The sequence below is a fragment of the Vibrio tapetis subsp. tapetis genome (genome assembly GCF_900233005.1).
Lineage (GTDB): Bacteria > Pseudomonadota > Gammaproteobacteria > Enterobacterales > Vibrionaceae > Vibrio > Vibrio tapetis.
The window spans coordinates 520,160-543,494 of sequence record NZ_LT960612.1; the positions used below are offsets into that span (position 1 = coordinate 520,160).

At 44.4% G+C, this 23,335-nt stretch carries 17 protein-coding genes and 2 pseudogenes; all 19 read left to right on the forward strand.

Going from position 1 to position 23,335, the window contains the following annotated elements; translation table 11 throughout:
- Positions 1–101 precede the first annotated feature (101 nt).
- The 19 genes and pseudogenes from VTAP4600_RS19500 to VTAP4600_RS19590 all read left to right on the forward strand — a co-directional run bounded on the left by VTAP4600_RS19500 (position 102) and on the right by VTAP4600_RS19590 (position 23,318).
- Positions 102–2,084: pseudogene (locus tag VTAP4600_RS19500) on the forward strand (type VI secretion system Vgr family protein).
- Positions 2,084–2,650 (forward strand): DUF6931 family protein, encoded by a 567-nt coding sequence (locus VTAP4600_RS19505; protein ID WP_102524449.1) that lies wholly within the window; start codon positions 2,084–2,086, stop codon positions 2,648–2,650. Before VTAP4600_RS19500 ends, VTAP4600_RS19505 begins: the two are co-directional and overlap by 1 nt.
- Entirely contained in the window at positions 2,647–2,949 is a 303-nt protein-coding gene (locus VTAP4600_RS19510; RefSeq protein ID WP_102524450.1) for a PAAR domain-containing protein, read from the forward strand. Before VTAP4600_RS19505 ends, VTAP4600_RS19510 begins: the two co-directional genes overlap by 4 nt.
- A 223-nt stretch (positions 2,950–3,172) precedes the next feature.
- Positions 3,173–4,597: a type VI secretion system protein TssA gene (locus VTAP4600_RS19515; RefSeq protein ID WP_231897977.1), complete on the forward strand. Its 1,425-nt coding sequence runs from the start codon at positions 3,173–3,175 to the stop codon at positions 4,595–4,597.
- 36 nt (positions 4,598–4,633) lie between these two features.
- Positions 4,634–5,155, forward strand: a complete 522-nt coding sequence (locus VTAP4600_RS19520; protein WP_102524451.1) for an Hcp family type VI secretion system effector — start codon at positions 4,634–4,636, stop codon at positions 5,153–5,155.
- Positions 5,156–5,174: 19 nt separating this feature from the next.
- Positions 5,175–5,678, forward strand: a complete 504-nt coding sequence (gene tssB / locus VTAP4600_RS19525) for a type VI secretion system contractile sheath small subunit (protein ID WP_102524452.1) — start codon at positions 5,175–5,177, stop codon at positions 5,676–5,678.
- A pseudogene (gene tssC, locus VTAP4600_RS19530) lies at positions 5,678–7,155 on the forward strand (type VI secretion system contractile sheath large subunit). The gene tssB and the pseudogene tssC overlap by 1 nt, the downstream one beginning before the upstream one ends.
- Before the next feature lie 40 nt (positions 7,156–7,195).
- Positions 7,196–8,590, forward strand: a complete 1,395-nt coding sequence (locus VTAP4600_RS19535) for a type VI secretion system contractile sheath domain-containing protein (protein ID WP_102524453.1) — start codon at positions 7,196–7,198, stop codon at positions 8,588–8,590.
- A complete protein-coding gene (locus VTAP4600_RS19540; protein WP_102524454.1) occupies positions 8,590–9,012 on the forward strand; it encodes a GPW/gp25 family protein in 423 nt (140 codons plus the stop codon). The genes VTAP4600_RS19535 and VTAP4600_RS19540 overlap by 1 nt, the downstream gene beginning before the upstream one ends.
- Positions 9,005–10,756: a type VI secretion system baseplate subunit TssF gene (tssF, locus tag VTAP4600_RS19545; RefSeq protein ID WP_102524455.1), complete on the forward strand. Its 1,752-nt coding sequence runs from the start codon at positions 9,005–9,007 to the stop codon at positions 10,754–10,756. Before VTAP4600_RS19540 ends, tssF begins: the two co-directional genes overlap by 8 nt.
- Before the next feature lie 64 nt (positions 10,757–10,820).
- Positions 10,821–11,750, forward strand: coding sequence for a type VI secretion system baseplate subunit TssG (locus VTAP4600_RS19550; protein ID WP_102524456.1), 930 nt, complete (start codon positions 10,821–10,823; stop codon positions 11,748–11,750).
- 45 nt (positions 11,751–11,795) lie between these two features.
- Positions 11,796–14,408, forward strand: a complete 2,613-nt coding sequence (gene tssH, locus VTAP4600_RS19555; RefSeq protein ID WP_102524457.1) for a type VI secretion system ATPase TssH — start codon at positions 11,796–11,798, stop codon at positions 14,406–14,408.
- A gap of 98 nt (positions 14,409–14,506) precedes the next feature.
- Complete coding sequence (locus tag VTAP4600_RS19560) at positions 14,507–15,205, forward strand: substrate-binding periplasmic protein (RefSeq protein WP_231897978.1); 699 nt, start codon at positions 14,507–14,509, stop codon at positions 15,203–15,205.
- Positions 15,206–15,208: 3 nt separating this feature from the next.
- Positions 15,209–16,153 carry an FHA domain-containing protein gene (locus VTAP4600_RS19565; protein WP_102524459.1) on the forward strand — a complete coding sequence of 315 codons (945 nt, stop codon included), beginning with the start codon at positions 15,209–15,211 and terminating at the stop codon, positions 16,151–16,153.
- A complete protein-coding gene (gene tssJ / locus VTAP4600_RS19570; RefSeq protein ID WP_102524460.1) occupies positions 16,150–16,632 on the forward strand; it encodes a type VI secretion system lipoprotein TssJ in 483 nt (160 codons plus the stop codon). Before VTAP4600_RS19565 ends, tssJ begins: the two co-directional genes overlap by 4 nt.
- 23 nt (positions 16,633–16,655) lie before the next feature.
- Positions 16,656–17,987, forward strand: a complete 1,332-nt coding sequence (gene tssK / locus VTAP4600_RS19575; RefSeq protein ID WP_102524461.1) for a type VI secretion system baseplate subunit TssK — start codon at positions 16,656–16,658, stop codon at positions 17,985–17,987.
- Positions 17,988–17,991: 4 nt separating this feature from the next.
- A complete protein-coding gene (gene icmH, locus VTAP4600_RS19580) occupies positions 17,992–19,188 on the forward strand; it encodes a type IVB secretion system protein IcmH/DotU (RefSeq protein ID WP_102524462.1) in 1,197 nt (398 codons plus the stop codon).
- Positions 19,189–19,192: 4 nt separating this feature from the next.
- Entirely contained in the window at positions 19,193–22,600 is a 3,408-nt protein-coding gene (tssM, locus tag VTAP4600_RS19585; protein ID WP_102524463.1) for a type VI secretion system membrane subunit TssM, read from the forward strand.
- The gene (locus VTAP4600_RS19590) at positions 22,590–23,318 is read left to right on the forward strand and encodes a protein kinase domain-containing protein (RefSeq protein WP_102524464.1); all 729 of its coding nucleotides are present in this window, start codon (positions 22,590–22,592) and stop codon (positions 23,316–23,318) included. The genes tssM and VTAP4600_RS19590 overlap by 11 nt, the downstream gene beginning before the upstream one ends.
- The last annotated feature ends 17 nt before the right edge of the window (positions 23,319–23,335 follow it).

Genomic DNA, 23,335 nt, shown 5'->3' on the forward strand with positions numbered 1-23,335 from the left:
TTCACGCTCATCCCCATGAGCTAAACTAGTAGTTGGTTTACGATATGCTAATGTTTTTCTAACATTTATTAAAAATCACGTTCCATTTTCAAGGATGAATGATGGCTGATCAGTTTTCCTCCACTGCTGGCACAATGGCTGCCACCGATTCAAACAATCAAGAGCATTTTGTCAGTCACTTCTCTGTCACTGAAGCCTTGTCTGAACCATTTTATCTAGAGCTAACCTTAGTCTCGAAAAATTTCTCTGCCCAGTCTCAATTAGGTCAATCGCTCACCGTTCATCGTTATAGCACGAGCGACGGCAGTTTAAACCTGCAACAGACGTTTAATGGCATCGTGACTAAAGTTACCCACCAAGGGTTAGACGCAAACCTGCAATACACCAGCTACAAAGTTGAATTAAGGCCTTGGTTTTGGCTACTTAAACACACGCATAACTTTCGTGTTTATCAAAATCAATCAACCAAAGAAATCATCGGAGACATCTTTGATAACTCTGGAGTCAGTACCTCTTACTCCGCAAATAACTTGCCCACCACCAAACGGGAATATTGCCTTCAATTCAATGAATCTGACTATGATTTTGTCTGTCGTTTGCTCGCGGAAGAAGGTGTCCATTTCTATTTTGAGCACACAGACGGCGATCATCAAATGATGCTGCATGATGCTCAAAAGCCATTTAATCAGGCCGATATAAACAAGTTTGACATGGTTGAAACGCCATCGGGGAAATACCCCGTTATCGAAAAGTGGCAGCCAGAAAGTGAATTTCACGGAGCCAGTGTAGAATTAACTAACTACGACTAGAGCCAAACCAAACTGATCTCTAGCGGAGTGAAAAAAACGAACCATACCATTGCCAACGGAACCAAATTAGCCGTCAGGCATTACCCAAGTCATGGTATTAGTGGTGATATGACCGATTTATCGAGCAATTTGGTTAAGCGCAGAATAGAACAATTAGAGCAGAATTATCTGCGTATCAATGCCACCACGACGATAGATGCTTTCGATATAGCCACATGGTTTTCGTTATCTAGCCATTTAGACACCAGCCAGCTTGGTGATTTTTCTGTGGTCGCCATTTCTCGTCAATTTGATAATAAAAACCTGTGTCAAATACAACTGAAGCTGGTGCCTAAAGATACATCCTATTACCCAAGTCCCCGAGCAAAACCCCAAGTACATGGTTTACAAAGCGCCATTGTGGCAGGGTCAAATGCAGGAGATATCAATCAAGATGACCAAGGACGAGTGCGAATTCAATTTTACTGGGACACCGTCACCACCGGAGATAAAACCAGTTGTTACGTCCGTGTCGCTCAAGCAATGGCAGGAAATGGCTATGGCAGCCAATTTATTCCAAGAGCAGGTCACGAAGTCATGGTTGCATTTCTGGGGGGAGATCCAGACAACCCAGTGATTACAGGGAGCGTTTACAACAGCACTAATCCGCCACCCTACAAAGAAAGCAACAGCACAAAAACGGGAATTTCAACCAAGTTACAAGGTGAATCCAATGAGCTTTACTTTGATGATAAGCAAGACAATGAACAGATCTACTTACACGCCGCAAAAGACCTACTAGAAGAAGTCGAAAATAATCTTACCCAAACAATAAAGGGCGAAGTCGCACAAACGGTGACCAAACAAATCGCCATTACTACCGACGACAATTACACATTGTCAGCCAAAGAAAGCTTAACGGAAAGTGCGAAAACCATCTCGATAACCGCAGATGACAAAATAGAGTTAGCCGTTGGCTCAAGTAAAATCACCCTAACCAGCTCAGGCATCACCATAGAAGCGAGCAGTATCGATATCAAGGCCGACAATGCCCTTAACTTGCAAGGCATGAACGTTGAAAGCAAAGCAACGTCTGCCAACAAAATCTCAGGGACCACCACATCCATTGAAGCGACCAGCTCAAACGATATTAAAGGCATGAGTGTCAGCCTTGATGCTCAAACCACCTTAAGCGCCCAAGGGCAACTAAGCGCCGAATTTAAGTCTGGCCTAAAAGCCACATTTGATGGCGGTGTAATGGGTGAGTTAAAAGGCGCTATTTTAAAGGTTAACTAATGACTTATCGAAAAATCCCATATCCTTTGGGCCAACAAGTTTTACAGCGCTTCACACCAAGTGAAGAAGCGCTTGCGCTTATTTTGGACGAACAACCGACCGACGTTTCGATTGAACAGCTAATAGAGCACCGTCTGCACAACGACCTAATGCAGTTCATCGCGCACGCTCTCCCCGTTCGAGAGGCAATATGGTGGGCAGCGCGTACATTAGATCAACGCCAAGATATTTGGAGCCCTATGCAAATTCAATGTATTGACACAGCAAAGCAATGGGTTCAATCACCATCCGAAGCATTACGTCGAAAAAGTGAGTTATTCGCACAACGTCTTGACCTAAACTGCGGGCCCTCTTGGTTAGCACAGGCCGTTTTCTGGAATGGCGCTGGCAGTATCGTCACCCCCGATCTTCCCGTCGTATTACCGGATCCATTTTTGTATGCAAAAGCGGTGGCGGGTTCGATTAACCATGCAGCCGCTTTACCGAGTTGGGACAAAAGCGAGCAGTATTACCAAACAGCGACTCAGCTCGGATTGGAAATAGCTAAAGGAGAATCCAACCAATGACTTTACCTGCAGCGCGTCTAACCGATATGCACGTCTGCCCCATGCAAACCCCCGCTGTACCGCCTATCCCTCATGTAGGAGGGCCAATTGTCGGCCCTGGAGCCCCTACCGTACTCATTGGGGGCATGCCAGCAGCTACGGTTGGAGATATGTGTGTATGCGTGGGTGCGCCCGATAGCATTGCGATGGGCAGTGCGACGGTTTTAATCAACAGTAAACCCGCCGCTCGCATGGGAGATACCACGTCACATGGTGGTTCAATCGTGTTGGGTATGCCTACCGTTTTGATTGGCGGATAACCTATTTTCACCACTCTTTCAGCTTAATTTTTAAGCGCTGTTTAATTTCTAGACACAGTTCAAAGTTTTTAAATAATTGTTAATTTTTTTAGCCATTTAGCGGGAAATATTCCATTTTATGACTTTAATGTTAACAAAGTGTCTATATTGTTGAGTCTGCATCTTGATTCTTATCATGGATACAAAAACTTAAATTCACTTAAGCATTAAAGAAAGGATTCTTATGAGTGATGTCAGTGGCATAGGTAAAATGGCCGGGTTAACCCTTCCCATTTCAGACGATGCCTCGTGCGGTAGCTATCTCAAACTTGACCGTAGCGCCTACAGAAGCATTAGAAACAGTTACAACACGGCTCAATCCAGTTTTCGACAACTCATTGAAACGCCGGATGCTTCATCAGACTTATCACTTGTCGCACAAAATCAAACCAATTGGTTGGCATTACACGATGCAACGTTTGAGGCGTTAAGCAGCAAAACCAAAGACATAGAAATCCTTGGCTGGTTCATTTCTAGCCAACTCTACACCGATAAACCCATTTCAAATTTGGCAAGTTCACTAACCCTACTGCAATCCTTAATCGAAGCCTACTGGGCTGAATTGCATCCAAAGCCACCCGTTGAAAGACTAAAGGCTGAAACTGAACAAGAAAAGTTACGCGAGTGGACTGAGTACCGCACCCGGCCACTCCTGCAATTGGTCGGCGAATCTCCTGATTCAACCGCGCTTTATGTGCCGCTACAAATGCAACCAATCATCGGCCATATCACGTTAGCCGATTACCTAAAAGCCGAACGCACTAACACCATGGCCTCACTAAAAGAAGAGGCGCTGCAGCAGTACTCGCAGCTTACCGAACAAACCGTTATGTCGCTCGCACAGTGCTATAAAGCGCTCGACTCAAGCGAGAAGCTCGTTGCTAACCATTGCCTCGAAGCAGGGATTACAACCGTTAGCTTTAAGTTCATTAAATCCAATATCGAAGAACTCATCAATGCAATCCACTTTCTCGTTGCCCAAAAATTCTCTCCGTGGCCACTTGATGAGCACCTACAACCAATAAATGAGCAGCCCACTAGTGCACCAACACCATCCTCTAAACCAGTGAATCCAGAAGAAACACTCACAACGTCAGTTCCTTCGCAAAACTCACTCAATGATGGAATGACTGCCGAACCACTCACCAATACGCAAAGTGACATTTCGATCACAACTACGAGTATTAACGGCATTCAAAACCGGGATCATGCTTTTCAACAAGTACGAAGAATTGCTGATTACTTCCAACAAACCGAACCGCATAGCCCCGTCACCTTTTTGCTTGAACGAGCGATCAGATGGGGTTACCTCAGCTTGCCTGAGTTAATGCAAGAAATGGTCGGTAGCGAACAGAAAGCCCTCAACCAAATAAATCAGGTAAGCGGAATGGATCATCTCGACAAACATGATCTGAGCAACCTATCCACGGTCAGCACCGACATTGACCCATTCACATTACCCACTCTATCGGCCCCTGAGCATAGCATTCCAGGTACCGAGCAACCCTCAGAGCAACCTTATCGCTCTGATAACTCTACTCATACCTCACCCGATACCGCTACGACTAGCCAAGATTCAAATGGCTCCGTATCGGAATTTAAATGGTAATGATCTAAAAATGCTAATAAGCGAAGGAGAAACAAAATGGCTTCTATTTACATGAGAATTGACGGTGTTACACCAAAAGGCGCAGCTACCGTTGAAAAAATTGGCGGCAAAGACGGATTCTTTGCCATCGATACCATCACTTGGGGCGCCGTTCGAGGCGTTGGTATTGACGTTGGTAACGCAAACAATGCCGACCAAGGCATGGTTGCCCTAGGAGAAGTCAACGTCAGCCGTGGCTGTGATGGCGCAAGCCCATATTTAACCACCTTTTTATACGCACCCGGTGCCGATGGCAAAACCATTGAAATCGTCATGACCAAACCAAACCGTGAAGGTTCAGGTGCCGATCCATATCTTATCTTGACCATGAAAGAAGCGCGAATGGCGAGCTACAACATGTCAGGCAGCGATGGATCACTGCCAAATGAAGCTTTCAGCCTAGTTTACACTGAAATATCAAAATCTTACTACATTGAAGCCGAAGGCGGAAAAATAGAGAAAGGCCCTGAAGTTGGCTTTGATGCAACAACAGCCAAAGTGACATCGACTGCATCATAATAGTTTAAGGAGAAGGATTGTGGCGTTAAATTCCCAACATAAACGCGTAAGTAAGAACCGCGTCAGCATCACTTACGACGTAGAAACCAATGGCGCAGTAGAGACCAAAGAACTGCCATTTGTTGTCGGCGTTATTGGTGATTACTCCGGTCATAAACAGGACAAGGAAGATGTCGAAGATCGCACATTTTATAACGTCGATAAAGACAATTTCGATACGGTAATGAAGCGTGTCGGACCTGAACTGTCAATGAAAGTCGACAATGTCCTTGGTGACGACGATAGCCAATTTGAAGCAAATCTGTCGTTTTCTTCAATGAAAGACTTTGAACCCGAAGCCATCATTGACCAAGTGGAGCCACTCAAGCAACTGGTCGAAACTCGTAATCAGTTAAAAGTGCTGTTATCCAAAGCAGATCGTTCACGCGATCTTGAGAAGCTCCTCAAAGAAGTATTACAAAGTGCCGACACTATCAATGCTCTTTCTGACGAGCTCGGCATTAAGAAAGAAGGGGCTGAGTAATGAGTACTGAAGCAGAAAAATCCACGCAACCCGCAGCCGAAGCGGGCGATCTTAGCTTTCTCGATCGAGCAATTAGTGCAACCACACAAACCCAAAAGACACCACGAAAGAGCTGTTCTCTGTTTTAGCTGAACAAGCACTTTCAGGAACCGTCACTTGGGACAAAAACCTCACTAAGACGATTGAAAACGCCATCGGCCAGATCGATAAACAGCTTTCCAAGCAATTATCGAAAGTCATGCAGCAAAAAGATTTTCAAAAGCTAGAAGGCTCATGGCGAGGCTTACAGAAACTGGTTAAAGAAAGTGAACTTGGCCCAGACCTAAAAATCAAGATGGCCGATTACAGCCAAGAAGAGTTGCTTGAGCAATTTGAAGATGCTCCGGCCATTGACCGTAGTCCATTATTCAACACTTTATATCAATCAGAGTTTGGTACTGCCGGTGGCGCACCGTATGGCACATTTATTGGCGACTACGAGTTCAGTGCCAAAGATGAAGATGTCGCGTTACTGCGTTACATGGGTGAAGTAGCCGCTGCATGTCACTCGCCTTTCATTGCAGCCGCTAACGCTGAAATGTTCGAATTTAATGATTTCACAACCTTCTCTGAAGGCAAACCGGTTGCCGCTGGATTCGACTCTCCTGCGTATGCTGCTTGGAATTCATTTAGAGAAAGTGACGATGCTCGATACGTCACCTTAACGCTGCCCCGCACCCTTGCTCGATTACCTTATGGTGACAAAGGCATTGGTACTAAAGTTTTCGACTACGAAGAGCTGGATACCGACATGGACGGTAATCCAAAACCAAGCAGTAACGATGAGTTAGTTTGGTCTAACGCCGCATATGATCTTGGCCTTAAAATGACCCAAGCTTATACCGCATACGGTTGGTGTACTGCCATTCGAGGACTAGACAACGGTGGTAAAGTTGAAAACCTACCGAATCTGACTTACAAGTCCGAAGCCGGCGATCTTCTGCAGCAATGCCCGACTGAAATTAATATTACTGACGAGCGAGAAAAAGAGCTCAGTGATCTTGGTTTCTTGCCTTTGGTGCATTACAAAAATTCCAATTACGGTGTTTTCATTGGCGGTCAAACGACCCAAAAACCGAAAACGTTCACCGATCCTGATGCCACAGCAAACGCCGCAATTTCTGCCCGTTTACCTTACATCATGGCAAGTAGTCGCATCGCGCATTATTTAAAAGTAATGGGACGAGACAAACTTGGCTCCAACTTAGAAGCTCCAGACGTACAAAGAGATTTGCAACTCTGGATAGACCAATACACCAACGCGGGTGCCATTGGTAATGACCAAAGAGCAAAAACTCCGTTAGCGGAATCTCGAATTGAAGTCGTAGAACAGCCTGGTCGTCCAGGTTCGTATTCTGCAGTCGCCCACCTTAGACCTTGGTTGCAACTAGAAGAGCTGACGACGTCAGTTCGCATGGTTGCTAAAATACCAGGTTAATCTGATTGGCGTGGCCGAAGCAATTCGGCCACGGTTGTACATGCAGATACCGACAAACTGGCAACAAACATTCACCGCCTTAGACAACAAAGATAACGCCTTTCTTAAAGAGGCGTTATCTTTGTTCTTGGAACTCGACAAAAAATCCCTCAATAACCGAGGCCTCTTGTTGGCCACCATTGCAAAGCTAATCGCAGAAATCGATCTTCGCTTAACCAAGCAATTAGATACCATCATTCAAGACGACGACTTCCAGCGACTGGAACGAAATTGGTTGAGCTTAAAAGGGCTGGCAACACTGCCAATCAATTATCAACGTATTCGGTTGAAAATTCTGGACATGTCGTGGCATGAAATTTCGGCAGATGTTAACCAAGCTTACAACATTAAGTCTTCGGAGCTGTTTAATAAAATCGGCAACCAAGAGCTCAACACGCTTGGCGGGCATCCTTTTGGTTGTATTACCTTTGCTCATCGTATCTCCATGGACATCGGTATTGATTCCGACTACGACGACCTTTTCACGCTCGAATTACTCGGAAAACTAGGTGAAGTCACGCTATGTCCTATGCTCTTTTCGCCTAATAGCCAATTCTTCGCCAATACAGGCGCAGACTGGATTTCCGACATCGACCGGATTGAAAAAATACTGTCTGGCCCAGATTATCAAGCATGGCAAGCACTCCGAAATAAACCCTGCGCACGTTTTATTGGCTTAGTGATGCCATTCGTTCGTTTGCGAGCGCCTTATCACAACTTTAAGTCTGGCTTTATCTATAACGAGTCAGGCCAAGGGCTCTGGGGCAATGCGGTTTTTCCATTTGTTTCGACCATCATGCGTGAGTACCAGCGTATTAACTGGTTTGGTTTTCTAAAATCTCGCTGGAACGACAAATACCAAGGCGCCGTAGTCAACCTTCCTAACCACCCAATCGCGGCTCACTATATTCAAGCTCCGGAAGCGGATATTCCATTATTTGGCCAACTTTCAAGTTTCTATGCACAAAATGGCTTTATTCCTCTGACCAAAAGCCCTTTAACCGATAAATATTACTTCAATGGCAACAACTCGATTTGGCAGCATCAAAACATCGACAAAGAACAGGTATTGACCCAAGTACAAACCAGTTTGATGTCCTGCCGGATTGCCCACTACTTGAAAGTCCAAGTACGAGAAATGATCGGCAGCTTTAACACCGCAACTGAGTGTGAGGTGTACTTAACTCAATGGATTGAGAACTTTTCCAGTAATGTGGCGCTAGCCAATGAAGAAACACTCGCAAAGTACCCATTAAGTTTCGCAAAAATCACCGTCAATGAGTCCAGTCACCACCCCGGCAGTTTTGTCTGCACCCTTAGAATTGTTCCTCAGTATCAATACGACCACTTTAGTGGTGAGGTGATCTTAACCACTGAACTTGATGAGGTGGCTTAATGAGTTTTTGGAGCACGTTTGCAGCCAGTGAGGCCCCTATTGCCCATAACGAAGTGGCTGATATTAAATATCACTTAACCAAGCTTTTAGAAGCCGAAGCACCGTTAACATCCCTTGATGATCGGCTAACGCAAGTCAATTGCTCGAATATTAAATTTGGTATCGAAGATATCCAGTTACTCAGCGCAAATCTGGATAAAGCCCAACTGGCACTCAAGATTGAATCTTGGGTTCGGAGTTTCGAACCGCGTTTTTGCAATGTTAGCGTTGAGCTTGTTGATCGGAAAGAAACTGAAAATGCGGTGTTCTTTAACATTATTGCCAGTATTCCCACAGAGTTTGGCGAAAAAGAATTGATCTTCGATTCAAAAATAGCGCTTGCTGATCTTACGACTCAATTAAAAGAGGAAAATTATGACTGATCCTCTATTAAGGTTTTATGAACAAGAACTCACCTTTGTTCGCAGAGCATTAGGGCAATTCGGCCAAGACCACCCCGCTCACGCAAAAAGCCTCAATATTCATCAAGGCCAGATTGAAGACCCAAGCATGGCCCGCTTACTAGATGGCGTGGCACTACTGAATGCCAACGTAGAAAAGCAGCTTTCTGAGCAGCTACCCGAGGTCATTGATGGCTTGTTGAGCGTGCTTTATCCCTCATATTCTCAGGTTGTACCTAGTATCGTTTATCTAGAACTCAACAAAGAACAAGCCAATACTGAAACCGCAACGCTCCCGAGAAACGCCCAGTTCGTAGGTTTTAGTAATGAAAAAGAACGTACCTTTTCAACCGTCGATAAACTTGAAATTACCCCCTTCTCCCTAATCGACGTGAATGCCATTAGTGCACCTTTTAACTTTAATCGCCCTTCTCACGCGGCTCATACGACGGCCGCGATTCAACTGACACTCTCTACCGGTGATCCTGATTTACACTTCAGCCATCTTGATTGCAAAGACCTAGATTTCTTTGTGCAAGGTTTTGAAAAAAATGCCGACTCATTGGTTGAATTACTATTGGCAAACACGGCAGCGATCTCTATCTCAGATGAAGAGTCTGGACAACATTATCCCATCGATAGTCAGCAATTGAAGAGCAGAATAAGCGACCTTGAATTTCGATTTTTACCAGAACGAGGCAATCAGTTTTCTGGCTATCAATCCATGGCTGAGTTCTTCTATTTTAAAGAAAAGCGACAGTTTTTCCGCTTAAAGGGCTTTGGTGATCACAGTCGAAAACTCGCGACATCGACTTTAAAAATCAACCTGTTCATGACGTCACTTCCCACGGAGTTCGTACGCCTATTTAACAAAGACGTCTTCAAGCTTAACGTTGTGCCAGCCATTAACTTGTTTAGACAGATGGGAGAGCCCATCAGTTACGATCAACGCCAACTCACTATTCCCGTTAACGCAGACGCACATAGTGACGACACAATTGACGTCGTCGATGTGATGGAAGTCTACGAAATAACGCCCAGTGGGGAAAAAGCACTTATCCCATTGTTTAAAGATAAATACGCCAACAACAAAAGCTACGATTATTGGCAGTGTAAAAGAGACCTCAATGATGGCCTGCACCTTGCCATAACCTTGTCCAACCAACCAAGCATTGAGTTTAATAAACTTTATGGTACTCGGTTGCTCTGCAGCAATGGCAAACAAGCGTGCGATATTGGTGCGCAACTCGAGTGTTTAGAAAGCATCGATCTACCGGGGTCATTCAGTGTCATTTATCCTCCATCAGCCCCGATTGAAAGAGAGAAAGATCAGAATTTGCACTGGCAATTTATCGGCTTATTAAATTGTAATTTCACCTCGCTGTTACAAGCAAAACACCCTGAAGAAGCGCTGAAACAAATGCTCAAACTGTGTAGCCGAAATCAGATTTCAGCGACTGAGATCCAGATGATTCACGCGGTTAAGTTTAAGTCATTGGTATCGGCCTTACGGGTACTAGGTAAAAATGTCTTTTCTCCGGGCACAGAAATCGAAATAACCTTAGATACCACCAGCCCCTACATGGCTTTTTGTGATGTTCTCAATCGCTTTTTCCAACAATTTTGCAGTTTCGACCGTTACGTCCAACTAAAAATACGCATTTACGGTAGAGATGGCATCGTTAAGCAGTACCCGAAAATCCACGGGAGCCAATCATGCTTATAGCCAGTCTTGCTTTTGTTCGATACCAACTAAATTCATCCTCAACGTGTTTGGGCAAGGTTGTACGATGAATTTCATTTACGATTTGGCCAGCCAGCCTGAAAAATACGATTTCGTGCAAGCCATGAGGCTGCTGTCTCGCCATAAAGAACGTGCTTCCAAGCCGTTTCAACTTGAACTCAAGGCAGAAGCCGTGCCCACGGGCGCTGCCAACCCAATTCAGTATTTCTCGTTAAAAGGCAATAAGGCAAAACTAAGACTCGCTAAACAAGCGCTATCTGGTGTTAAAGGGGTATTGCCTAATTACATTTACGAAGAACTGCTAAGCGCTCTCTATCGAGATGACCACGCCTTGAAAGATTTTCTCGATGTGTTCAATCAACGTCAATTTGAAATAGCCTACAGTGTCGAGACTCAAGGCTGGTTGCTACTTGAGCAAGAACAAGCCCCTGAAAAAGTCGCCCTGCTGCGCCATCTTTCCGCTTTACAAAGCGAGCATAAAAACTTTTTCCAATACGCCTTATTGCTCGGTCAATCCAATCGAAACTTGGCGGTTTTAAAGCAAATACTTAACGACTATTTCCCTTACCAAATTAACGTCGAATGCAAACTGTCAGAACGTCGACAGTTACCGTTAGATTCATTAACCACCCTTGGTTGTTTTGAATCAAATAACAGCCGTCTGGGGCAAGGTTTCTTATTAGGAAAAACCTGTACTGCTCACTTCAATCATGTGCTTATTTTTGTAGAGCCTCAGAGCCACCGCGAATTTACGACGATCCAAGCTGATAACCGCTTTGCGGCAACCATGCTTGATCTTACGCAGCATTATTTACGCGATAACACTCAAGTATCCATTTACCTAAGCGTAAAACGTGCTTACTTAAACCAGCCGATTTTATCGGCCAAAACATCCAACGCAGCTCGTCTTGGCGAAGTAGATTGTCTCGCTCCTGAGCGCCACCCAGAAACCATGATGAAAATACTGCTCATCTAACTTGTTACAACAACAATACAGAGAGCTAGGAGAAAGGAACCTCACATGACTCAGGTAACACTTACAAACTTGGTTGGCAAACTGTCTATCGAACTTAGGCAAGCGCTAGAAGATTCCGTCGGTTTTGCCGTCAATCAAAATGTTTCTGCTGTAGAAACAGAGCATTGGCTATTACAAATCATCGCATTAAAAGATGCCAAACTTATCGCCTATTTAGATAGCCAGAAGATAGGCCAAGAGCAATTGGTTAAAGAATTGACCAATAAAATAAATCAGCTTCACGCCGGGAATGAAGGCCAACCGACACTAAGCAACGCGCTAACAGAATCGATGAAAGACGCGTGGCTTATCGCGTCGGTGAACTATGGGCACGCGGAAGTTGTAAGCTTGCATCTTGTCCAAGCCTTAATGCAGCAAAATGTATTAGGAGTGAGTAACCTTCAGTTAGAAAGCCTGAAAAATGCATCACTAGAAGCCCTACAAGGCTTAATTAGACAAACACCGATAGCACGAAAAGAAGCGCTCGGCGCCGATCCATCGGCCCCTTCGTCTGCCGGTCACGATGCCTTAAGTAAATACACGATTAACCTTACCGCCCAAGCACTTGCCGGCGACATTGACCCAATTTCTGGCAGAAATACTGAAGTACGTAAGGCCGTAGATATTTTATGCCGAAAACGTCAAAACAATCCAATACTGGTGGGCGACCCCGGTGTTGGTAAAACCGCAATTGTTGAAGGATTGGCCCTGCGGATCGCCGCCAATGAAGTGCCGTCTGCATTGCAAGGGGTTCAAATTCATTCACTTGATCTCGGCCTGTTACAAGCTGGCGCCAGCGTGAAAGGTGAATTTGAAAATCGACTTAAAGATGTCATCAACGAAGTCAAAAACTCCGAGCAACCAATCATCGTGTTCATAGATGAAGCGCATACCTTAATTGGTGCAGGAGGTGCGGCTGGCCAAAATGATGCCGCTAACCTTTTAAAACCAGCCTTAGCCAGAGGCGAATTCAAAACCATTGCAGCAACAACTTGGGCTGAATATAAAAAGTACTTTGAAAAAGACCCGGCAATGACACGTCGTTTTCAGGTGGTCAGCATTGATGAACCCAATGCTGAAGACGCAATGCAAATGCTACGAGGAATCGCCGCATCTCTTGAAAAGCACCACGGAGCTTTCATTACTGAGTCTGCCATTGAAGCGGCAGTAAGCCTATCAATTCGATACCTACCAAGCCGTCAGCTACCAGACAAAGCCATCAGCCTGCTTGATACCGCGAGCGCTCGTATTGCGCTAACACAAGGTGCTAAGCCAGAAGTCATTGAAGGCCTAGAGCAAACCATTCGCTACCAGCAAAACGAGAAGATAGCGCTCGAAAAAGAACATGCGCTATTCGCCAACAGCGAAGACGAAATAAAGCAGTTGGCCGACTTAATTACCGCAAACCAAGCGCGTCTTGCCGACTATCAATCTCGCTGGTCAAAAGAAGTCGACTTAGTTAATCAGGTGAAAGCCCTACAAACGGATATTTGCAACAACGAAGAACAAGCCGATTCAACCCCAGACCCACAAAAGCAAACACAACTCAATCAATTGCGTGAACAGCTTCGCCGAATACAGGGTGAAGAGCCTTTGGTTTACGCCTTAGTTGACGACGGTGCCATCGCTCAAATCGTTGCTAACTGGACTGGCATTCCTATCGGCACCATGATGACTGATGAACTCAATAAACTACTTAGCTTGGAGCAAGAACTCGATAAACGGGTGATCGGACAAGATGTTGCCAAACAAGAGCTCGCCAAAGCCATTCGCATTTCGCGGGCTGGGCTCACCGACAGCCGTAAGCCAATCGGTGTCTTTTTGATGTGTGGCCCAAGTGGTGTAGGTAAAACTGAAACTGCCATGGCACTTGCACAGCAACTATATGGAGGCAGTAATGACCTAACGGTTGTCAACATGACCGAGTTCAAAGAAGAGCACAAGATTTCAATGTTACTTGGCTCGCCTGCCGGATACGTTGGCTATGGTGAAGGGGGCATTTTAACGGAGGCAATCCGCCGTAACCCATACTCTGTCTTACTGTTAGATGAAATGGAAAAAGCCCACCCAGGCGTGCACGATTTATTTTATCAAATTTTTGATAAAGGAAGCATCAAAGACAGTGAAGGCCGCACCATCGACTTTAAGAACACCATTATCATCATGACCTCGAATGCCGCTGATCAAGCAATTTGCGATATTTGTGCTGAAAACAGTGAACGGCTGGAAAACGAAGCCTTACTCGAAGCCATTCGCCCCGATTTGCAACACTACTTCAAACCGGCATTCTTAGGGCGAACCACCATTGTTCCTTACTACCCATTAAATGACAGTGAGCTGGGTAAAATTACGGCAATTGCACTCAATCGCATTAAAAAGAAACTCGCAGAGCAGTACCAAGCTAGCTTTACGTGGGATCAAGGGTTTATCGACTATGTCGTCAGTAAAAACACCGATCCAACCACAGGCGGTCGTGCGGTAGAGCAAATTATCAACCGCTCACTCATGCCAAAGTTAGCAGAAGAATGTATTGGTCGCTTAAGCAGACAAGAAAGCATTAGCCAAGTGACGGTCAGCGTGGACGATTCCGCTTCTGACTTCACCTTAACGATTAAATAAGAGGTCAAGAAATAGCAATGATACGAGCAGTATTCCCAAAACCTTGGCTGTTAACACTTAGTCTGTTAGCACCTAGCCTGCTAACACCTCGTCTGTTAATGCATGGGCTGTTGGTTGGGATAAGCATCCTCTGGTCAATAACCCTCGCAGCTCAACCTAACGTTGGGCCTGCTCGCTTATTGCTAACAACCCAAGACTGGCCTCCATATCAAGAATATAAGGAGGAAAAAATGCAAGGGCTGGCGTTGAATAAAGTCAAATGTGCACTGGGAAAAATGGGGCAGCCCTACCAGATTACAATGACCGATTGGGCCGATGCGCAGCTTAGGGTTCAAAATGGAGCCTATCATGGCTTCTTTTCGGCTTCACAAACCGAAGAGCGAAATGAATACGCGCAATTATCCGCAGCCATCTCACAACAAAAGCTCAACTGGTATTTTGGTTCAGGTGTGCCCACAACTCTTGATGAGTTATCCAAGCTCAATCTCAAATTTAGCGCCAAATTTGGCTCTAGCAAATGGTTCTGGTTGAAACGAAATGGGTATAACGTCGTGAAACAGCCCAGAGATGCTAAAGTTTTATTAAGGCTTTTAAAACAAAGAGAAATAGACGTTATATTAGAAAACGAACTGGTATTTCAACGAGCGCTGACCGCCGCCTCCTTGCCTACCGATTACTTCAAGCATAAACAAAACGCCATCCAGGAAATGGGCGTCTATTTTTCGCATCAATTTCTAAAGCAGTATTCTGGATTTCTAGAAAGCTTCAATGCCGCTATTGCTAAATGTGAGGTATAAACAATGACCATTAGCGTACATTTGATCTCTATTCCTGAACAAGAGGTTGTTTCATCTCGCGTCGTGTTTTTACCAGAAAACGGCGGAGAGTTTGGTCGTGGGCCACTCTGTGACATTTCACTGCCAGACCAAACTAAACGTATTTCTCGAGTACATGGTCACATCAAACGCAGTGACAAAGGTTACGTCATCGTCGACTCCAGTAATAATGGCTCTCAACTTAACGAACGAAAACTTATGTCAGGAAAAGAATACCCGTTAAACGATGGTGACATCCTCAAAGTAGAGAATTACACCATGTTGATAAGCACTCTCGACACAGCACCAAACCAAACCGTCAGTCAACCTCAAGATACCCATACTGCCCCCTCTTTTTCGCTTGATCTCGAAGAGGATGAGCTCGACTTTCTAGACAATGAAATATCGCCTATTTCAAAGCCTGAGCCTGCACACTTTTCAACCGACAATGTGTTTAATAGCGACCCGTTCTCGATGGATCCATTTGAAGATCTCGATCCCCAAGAGGTAGTAAACAATATTGAGCCGAATGAAACCCCACAGGCGATCAATAGCCAACCTCCTGTGAGCATGGAGTACTTACCCGTAAGTAGTGAAGCGACGGCGGAAGTGAGCGCTTCTATCGAGCAATTATTGCAACTGACTAAAGAAAACAACCAGTTCTTACAAAATCCCAACTTACAACAACAGAAGCTATTTGAAGCGCTCGAACAAACCGTCGATCAATTTTTAACAGAATTGGCGCCAACTCTTTTAGAAAAGCAATTTAGTGACTATATGAGCCATCGTTTGTTCAGCAACAAAGACAAGCAATATTGGCGGATCTATCGCAAACACTTTAAACACAGACAAGAAAGTGGTGAGTATCGTCGCCAATTCAAGGCGATGTTTATGGAAAACATGCAAAAACAAAATGAGGGCAAACCATGAAAAAGTGGCTCTTAATTGGCTTGTTTATTTTGGCTGGGTGTTCATCGTCAACCGTCCCCGTGATTAGCCAGATGAATTTGGACATAGTGACGGACGCAACAACGAATCCGACCTCGAACTCTGAGGCGAATCCTGTGGTTGTGCGTGTATATCAGCTTACCGACAAGCAATTATTTAACCAGACACCTTTCATTGATTTGTACAATAACGATACAACGTCATTAGCAAGTAATGTTATTTCCAAACAAGTGCTGCCTATCGTTCTGCCTAATACCAGTCAAACCATAGTATTAGACGTCAATAAAAACACTCTGTACTTAGCCGTTTTGGTTGAGTTTGTTGACTATCAAGAAGCGACCACCAAAGCGGTGGTTCAACTTCCTCAAGATGGCAGCCAATACCCCAAGTTATCATTGAGTGGCACTCAAGCAACTCTCGAATTGATCGCCGCGCCTTCCAGTTGGTGGCAAATTTTTTAAACCCAGATTTATAGGGAAATAATGTGGACGCGTTTAAGAAAGTAGTATGGCAAGAAGGGATGTTTATCGCCCCTCAACATTTTCAACAGCAAGACCGCTATATTCAAAACTCCATTCGTCAAAATGTGGAGACACTGGCGGGCTTTTCGCCATTTTACGGTATCACTGATTTCAGTATTAACACGGATTTATTAAGAGTAGGAAAGCTCTCCATTACTCATTGTTCCGGTGTATTTCCTGATGGGACTTATTTTGACTTTAAACAAGAAATAGTCATCGACATACCGAATGGTTCCATTGAAAAAACCGTGTATCTCGCCTTGCCTATTTCATTACAAGGCAACAATGATTACAGCGATAACGAACAAGATCAAAGCCGATACCTTACCCATACCGTCAACGTATTTGATACCTCAACAACAGAAAATGCCAGTGTTGAAATTGACGTCGCCAATCTCAACATCAGCCTAAAGCTTGAAGGGGACGACACATCAGGCTTTACGCTTATTCCTGTAAGCAAAATTCTGGAAAGCTCTGAATCTGGAGATGTTATTTTAGATAGAGCCTTCATCCCTGCCTGTATCCATTACGGCGCCTCTAAATTTTTGACTGAACGTTTAAAAGAGATCCATGCTCTAGTCACCAACCGGGGCAAAAATTTACTGCAGAGAATTGAAGCTGGGCAAGGTCAAAAAAGCCCGCAATCTATGATGCAAGATTACATGTGGTTGCAAACACTCAATAGTTGGCTTCCGTGGCTAGAACTGTCCATTGCCAACCCAAAATTGCAAACACACCAGCTGTACATTGAATTAAAGCAATTTGAAGCTCAAATATTGGCTCTGAAGCCCGCACTGCCAGAAATATGCAAACCATTGCAACATCACAATTTATATCAGAGCTTTAGTCCGTTATTTTCTAACCTAAGAAACATGCTCACACTGGTGCAACAAGACTCAGTGATAGAGTATTACTGGGATAATAGCTTATTTGAAAAACGCCGCTTGCTACGCACCATAATCAAAGATGCAGCCAATGTGAGCAATCGACGTTTCGTCTTAAGCGTTAAATCAAACCTCAGTAATAATGAGCTCAAAGAGCTTTTTCCTATTGCGGCTAAGTTGAGTAATAACGCCAAGATTGTTGATATTGTTAGAAACGCACTTTCTGGCATAGCCATAACCCCTTTGCCCCTTGCTCCTGTTGAGCTAAAGCCCTTACAAGGGGTCGCTTACTTCGAAATAGACAGCAACGATCCACATTGGAAAGAAACCTTAGAAAACCGTGAAGCGATTGCTTTGCACGTCGACTCACGGATTGCAGAACTTGAACTGGTTCTCTACGCACTGAGATAGCACAATGGAATTTCTAGACGAAGACACCCTAGTTTGGGATAAAAACGACCGACCATCTTTGGATAAAACCGGAGCAGAGCCGCATGCCTCTCGTTCGGTTCAAGTTCGCGCAACCGTCGCTCAAAATGAGTTTCTTAGTCACTTCGATAAAGCAGAAAATCAGTTACTCAATATCAGTAGCGGCCTACTTGCGACAACGTTGAAAATAGCAACGATAGCGGAACCCGATGATCTAACCTCACTGAGAAATAAGCTGATTGACGACATCAACCACATCAAATCCCGTGGGGCTGAACTTACCTACCCAATTGCAGTAATAGACAAACTGTGTTTTCTCTATGCTGTGGTGATCGATGAGTTCATTATTTATAGCCAATGGGGAGAGAAAAGAGGTTGGGAAAACAAAACCTTACTAAGCCAATTATTTGGCATGAGAAATGGTGGCGAGCTATTTTTCTCGGTCGCTGAAAAAGCCATCAGGCAACCCCACAAGTTAATCGACCTTTTAGAGATTATCTACCTATTCATCAATATTGGCTTTAAAGGCCAATATCGTGGTCAGAACAGCGAACAACTCAAAATATTTACCCACCAGCTTGAGCAATTGATCAGCCAGTACAGGCAGCCAAGTAAGGTCTTTTGTCATACTCGTATCAAGTTACCTAAAATTCGTCAGCCCATACGTAAACAGCGCTTCGTCTCTCTTACCCTGTTGTTTTGTGGCTTAGTCATTACCTGCGTAGGCATCACCGAGTTTTGGTACCACAACACACATCCACAGCGAGTAAGAGATTTTGAGTTACTAGAAGAATATAGCCAGCGGTATGTTTTATCCGGCGAAGTGAAAGACATTGTCTTTATTAGCAGTGACAAAGACTTGGAAGTCGCTCCTAAAAAGGCCAGTAAAGTGGAACTGGTTGATACACCCGCGCCCCCAAGCATGACAACAAGTCATTCCTCTTGGCTTGTTCAGCTCGCCACTTTTTCTAACCAGCAGAATGCCTTGCTATTTTCCAAGCATTTATCGCCTTCTGCCTACGAGCCAAGTGTTGAACCTTTTAAGAATTACTACCGCGTTATTGTGCGTACCAATACCTCAGAACAAGCACTAAAAATAAAAAACTGGTATCAGGACAACGATCAAATTAACGCCATCATTGTTCGTAACAATGGAACGCAAAACGACAAGGAAACCAAATAAGATTATGTCGGCTACCCCATCAAACAGTACAACCAAAACCACTCATACCAGAGCCCTTATCTGGGCCTGCGTTATCGGGCTATTTTTCTATCTCGTCTGGGGAGGCGCACTGTGGTTTATTGGTTACCGAACACACCTTATCGCCGCTTTAGCCATTGGGTTTATCATCACATTACTCATTGGATGGTTCAGTTTTTGGCTCATGACAAGGGGGAATAAAAACAGTGCCCCTGATGATACTGACGCGCTCATAATAAAAAAACATACCAAACTGATCGCCATGCACTTTCTGCGCATGTTGAAACTACAAAAGCAGAAGAAACACTTTGCGAGCCGCTATGATCAGCCGATTTACCTGCTGTTAAGTGACGACCCATTAAAAGATAAAAACGTAATTACGCAAATGGGATACGAAGCCTACAAAGTGGACGAATTTGGTAATGATATCGACTTTCCCATTCTCTTTTGGGTGAGTGAACACTCTATTCTTATCTATGTCAGCTTGGGGAAAGATCAGCACCCAGAGTATATTAAAGCGCTGTGTACCTGCCTAAATAAATGGCGCCCAAGACAGGCTCTTAATGGTGTTTTACTTACCACGGACGTCGCTACACTGCTAAAAAGTGAAGAGCAAATATCTCAATACGCCGATAGCCTCAAGGCTGACATCAACATATACAAACGTACATTTGGCCTCAACTTACCCATTTATAACATCATCACTAATATGGGGAACATCAGCGATTTTTGTCAGTTCTTTTCCGCCTTTGATGAAAACAAGCGAGACGATGTATTTGGTGCAACGGCTCCGTATCAAGAACACGGTGGGATTGATGCCAATTGGTACAATCAAGAATTCGACCATCTCATTAGCCAGCTGATCGCCAGTATGTCTACCGCGCTAGCTGGTCAATTGAACCAAGATTATCGCAACTCCATTGCTAGCGCACCGTACCAATTTGGGCTACTTAAACAAAGCTTATGGTTGTTATTACGCCGGCTCTATCGTGGTGATCAGCTCACCGATGGATTGATGTTTCGTGGTTTTTATTTCACTCATGATGCACAAGCGCATCAGCAAAACGACCTACTCGCTGGCGTAATTAACTATCAGTTGGGTAATGAATCTCACCTACAAACAACGCAAATCCCAGTACAACAAACCCTATTCGCACAGCACATCATGACCCATGTCGTGCTCAACGAGCACGAACTCGTGGGAACAAATAAACGCAAAGAAAGCTTTTTGTGGTTATCTCAAATAGCCTATACCAGCACCTGGATTGTCATTCTTGGTGTGGTGATGGCCGTCATTAAGTTTGATTTTGACTACCAGAGCGCTAGAGAAGCACGTGCTGACCGCATGTTAGAAAACTATAAAGAAGCCATTTCGGCCTCCCCTTATGACATTGAGAATATGGTTGATAACATCCCTAACTTATATGCTATGCGGTCAATTTATTCGCTCTATACTCAGCCAGAACCATGGTTTTCATTGTCATTTCTGCCGGACTCAAGCATCAAGCTAGACGTCGAGAAAGCCTACGTACGGGAATTACAACAAGTCCTGATTCCATCATTAGAGAACACCATAGAAAAAGATCTTTTCGTGTATGTGAGCCTAGAAGAACAAACGAAAACGCTCTCGCTACTTAATAATTACCGACTGCTTTTTGATAAACAACGTTCGAACACGCAACAGTTAAAAAGCTATTTTATTGAGACTCTCAATCAACAAGGCGAAGCCGATAGCACTAATGTGGCTCAATTAGGCGCTTTGCTCAATGACATATTTGCTCAAGAGCTCGCCCCTACCAAAGTAAACAACGATCTAGAAAGCTTGGCAAAGAAAGTTATCAGCCAAACTGGCGTAGAAACGTTACTTTACGAGCACATCAAAAACAGCACAACGTTTTCCAATCGCATTGATGTACGCAACGACCTTGGCAATAACTTTACGAAGCTATTCGCGTTCTCTCCACAATATGTCGGTTACTTAGTTCCTTATATTTATACGCCAGCAGGGTTTAATGAGCTGGATCTGTCTGTCAGTTCGCCGCTAATCGCGCAAGCACTTCAGACGTATCAAGGGGTAACTGACAGTACACCAAGCGCCTCTGAAATGTATCGCATCAGCCGAGACCTAAAACAAACTTACCAAAATGACTACATCAATTATTGGCGAGACTTTATCAGCCACGTTTCCATTAACTCCGTATCCAACTCAGCACAACTTGATAGCACCTTAAAAACCCTATCGATCGCTTCGGCAAATCCGCTGAGCGCCTTCTACCAAACGATTACCAAGTACACGACGGTAGATATTCAAGTTCAAGCCGCTACATCGAGTACCAAAGGAGCGTCAACAAATCAGGAAACAGCACCGCAAGATATTGATAAAAAAGAATCTGCTCAGCAAATCACCCTGAGTTTTCAGGCTTACCACCAGCAAGTCTCCGTTAATCAACAAAATCAAAAACCATTAGATGAACTGTTAACCAAAGTGGCACAAGCGAAAACTTGGCTTGACCAATACTTCCAAGCTAACGACCCGGAACTGCTGGCCTATCAAACCCTCACCAATAGTGTGAAACAAGACGATCCCATATCAAGCTTGGCAACGTTAGCGGATCAACAACAACCATTAATAAAACAATTACTTGAAGACATAAGCACCCAGTCCAATGATGTTGTACTTTTTCTCGCTCATGAGTACTTAAACACATCTTGGCAAAATGATGTTTATAACCCGTATCAATCAACACTGGCGTCGTTTTACCCTTTCAAAGCCACTGCTGGTAGCGACGCTAGCGTCGTCGATGTGACCGCCTTTTTTAAAGAAGGCGGTATGATAGATAGCTTTAACAAAACCAAGCTTAGTCGCTTTGTGATTGATGGTAGCGGTCACCCTTATTTAGATGGCTTGATCCCGAATACTGGCCTTGCGCTTGCTCCAGAGCTATGGACGGCGATTGAAAAAGCAAACAAGATTAAGCAAGCTTTGTTTCTGGTCGACCCAAACAAAGCGCAAATCTCATTTCAATTGGAAGTCGTAGAAATGAGTTCAAACTTAACGCAATTTACTATCTCAACCACCAAGCCTATTTTTTCTTATCAGCACGGGCCGGTACTATGGAGTGACCAACTATGGCAAGGGGCATCAACGTTAACCGATACACTAAACGTGAATGCTATTTCTCCCACGGTTTCAACCAGTAAAGTGAGTTACAAAGGGGACTGGAATTGGTTTAAATTGATTGAGCCTAACCTTGTATCCACCTCGGAACAAAACACAACAGTGCAATTTTTGTACGGAAAAGATAAAGTCCAGCTTGGTATCAAGACTCAAGGACAGGTTAATCCTTTTCAATCGGCATTCTTTGCAAGCTTTACACTGCCCAATGACATATAGAAGCAGCTCAGACACCAAACCGTCAAAAGATCTTTGTCAGTCACGCTTAGGGCTTATCCGTCGTTTTTATCGGCAACAGCTCGTTCTGAGTAAACAGGTCAAAACCAATGTCTATTTTGGCTATCATGCAGACTTTGGCGAAGTGGTGATTAAATTCGCAGACACAGAAACAGAGAAAATACTGTTACAGCGAGAGACCAAATTCTTACATCGTTGCCCCTCTTCTTCGTGGCCAAAATGGCGAGACTACCAAAGCTTATCAGGCACCGATTGCTTGATATTAGAAAAACTGCCAGGTGATCCCTTGAAAATCACGGAATCTCTGGCGACACAGCCATTACAGTGGTTACATAACGTAGAACACACGTTAGTGTCCTTGCACCAACAAGGCATGATCCACGGAGACATCAAGCCCAGCAATATTATTGTCGACTGCACAGGCAAAGGGAAGTTGATCGATTTTGGCGCAACACAAGTAATAGGCTCCGCACCAAAAGCGCCCATCGCAAAAAGCCGCTTTTTCTACGACACTCAAACCCGCCATATTACCGCCGCTAAACAAGACTGGCAGGCGTTAGCCATCACTGTTGCCACCAGCTTAAACATAGACCCATTTCAATCGCTACCGCTCGTTCAAGCTAAACAAACCCGCATGACACCAAACACAAAGGGCATACCCTCTAAGTATGCCCTTTTGCTTAAGCAAGCCTTGTGTTAAACCCGCCATATATTGAA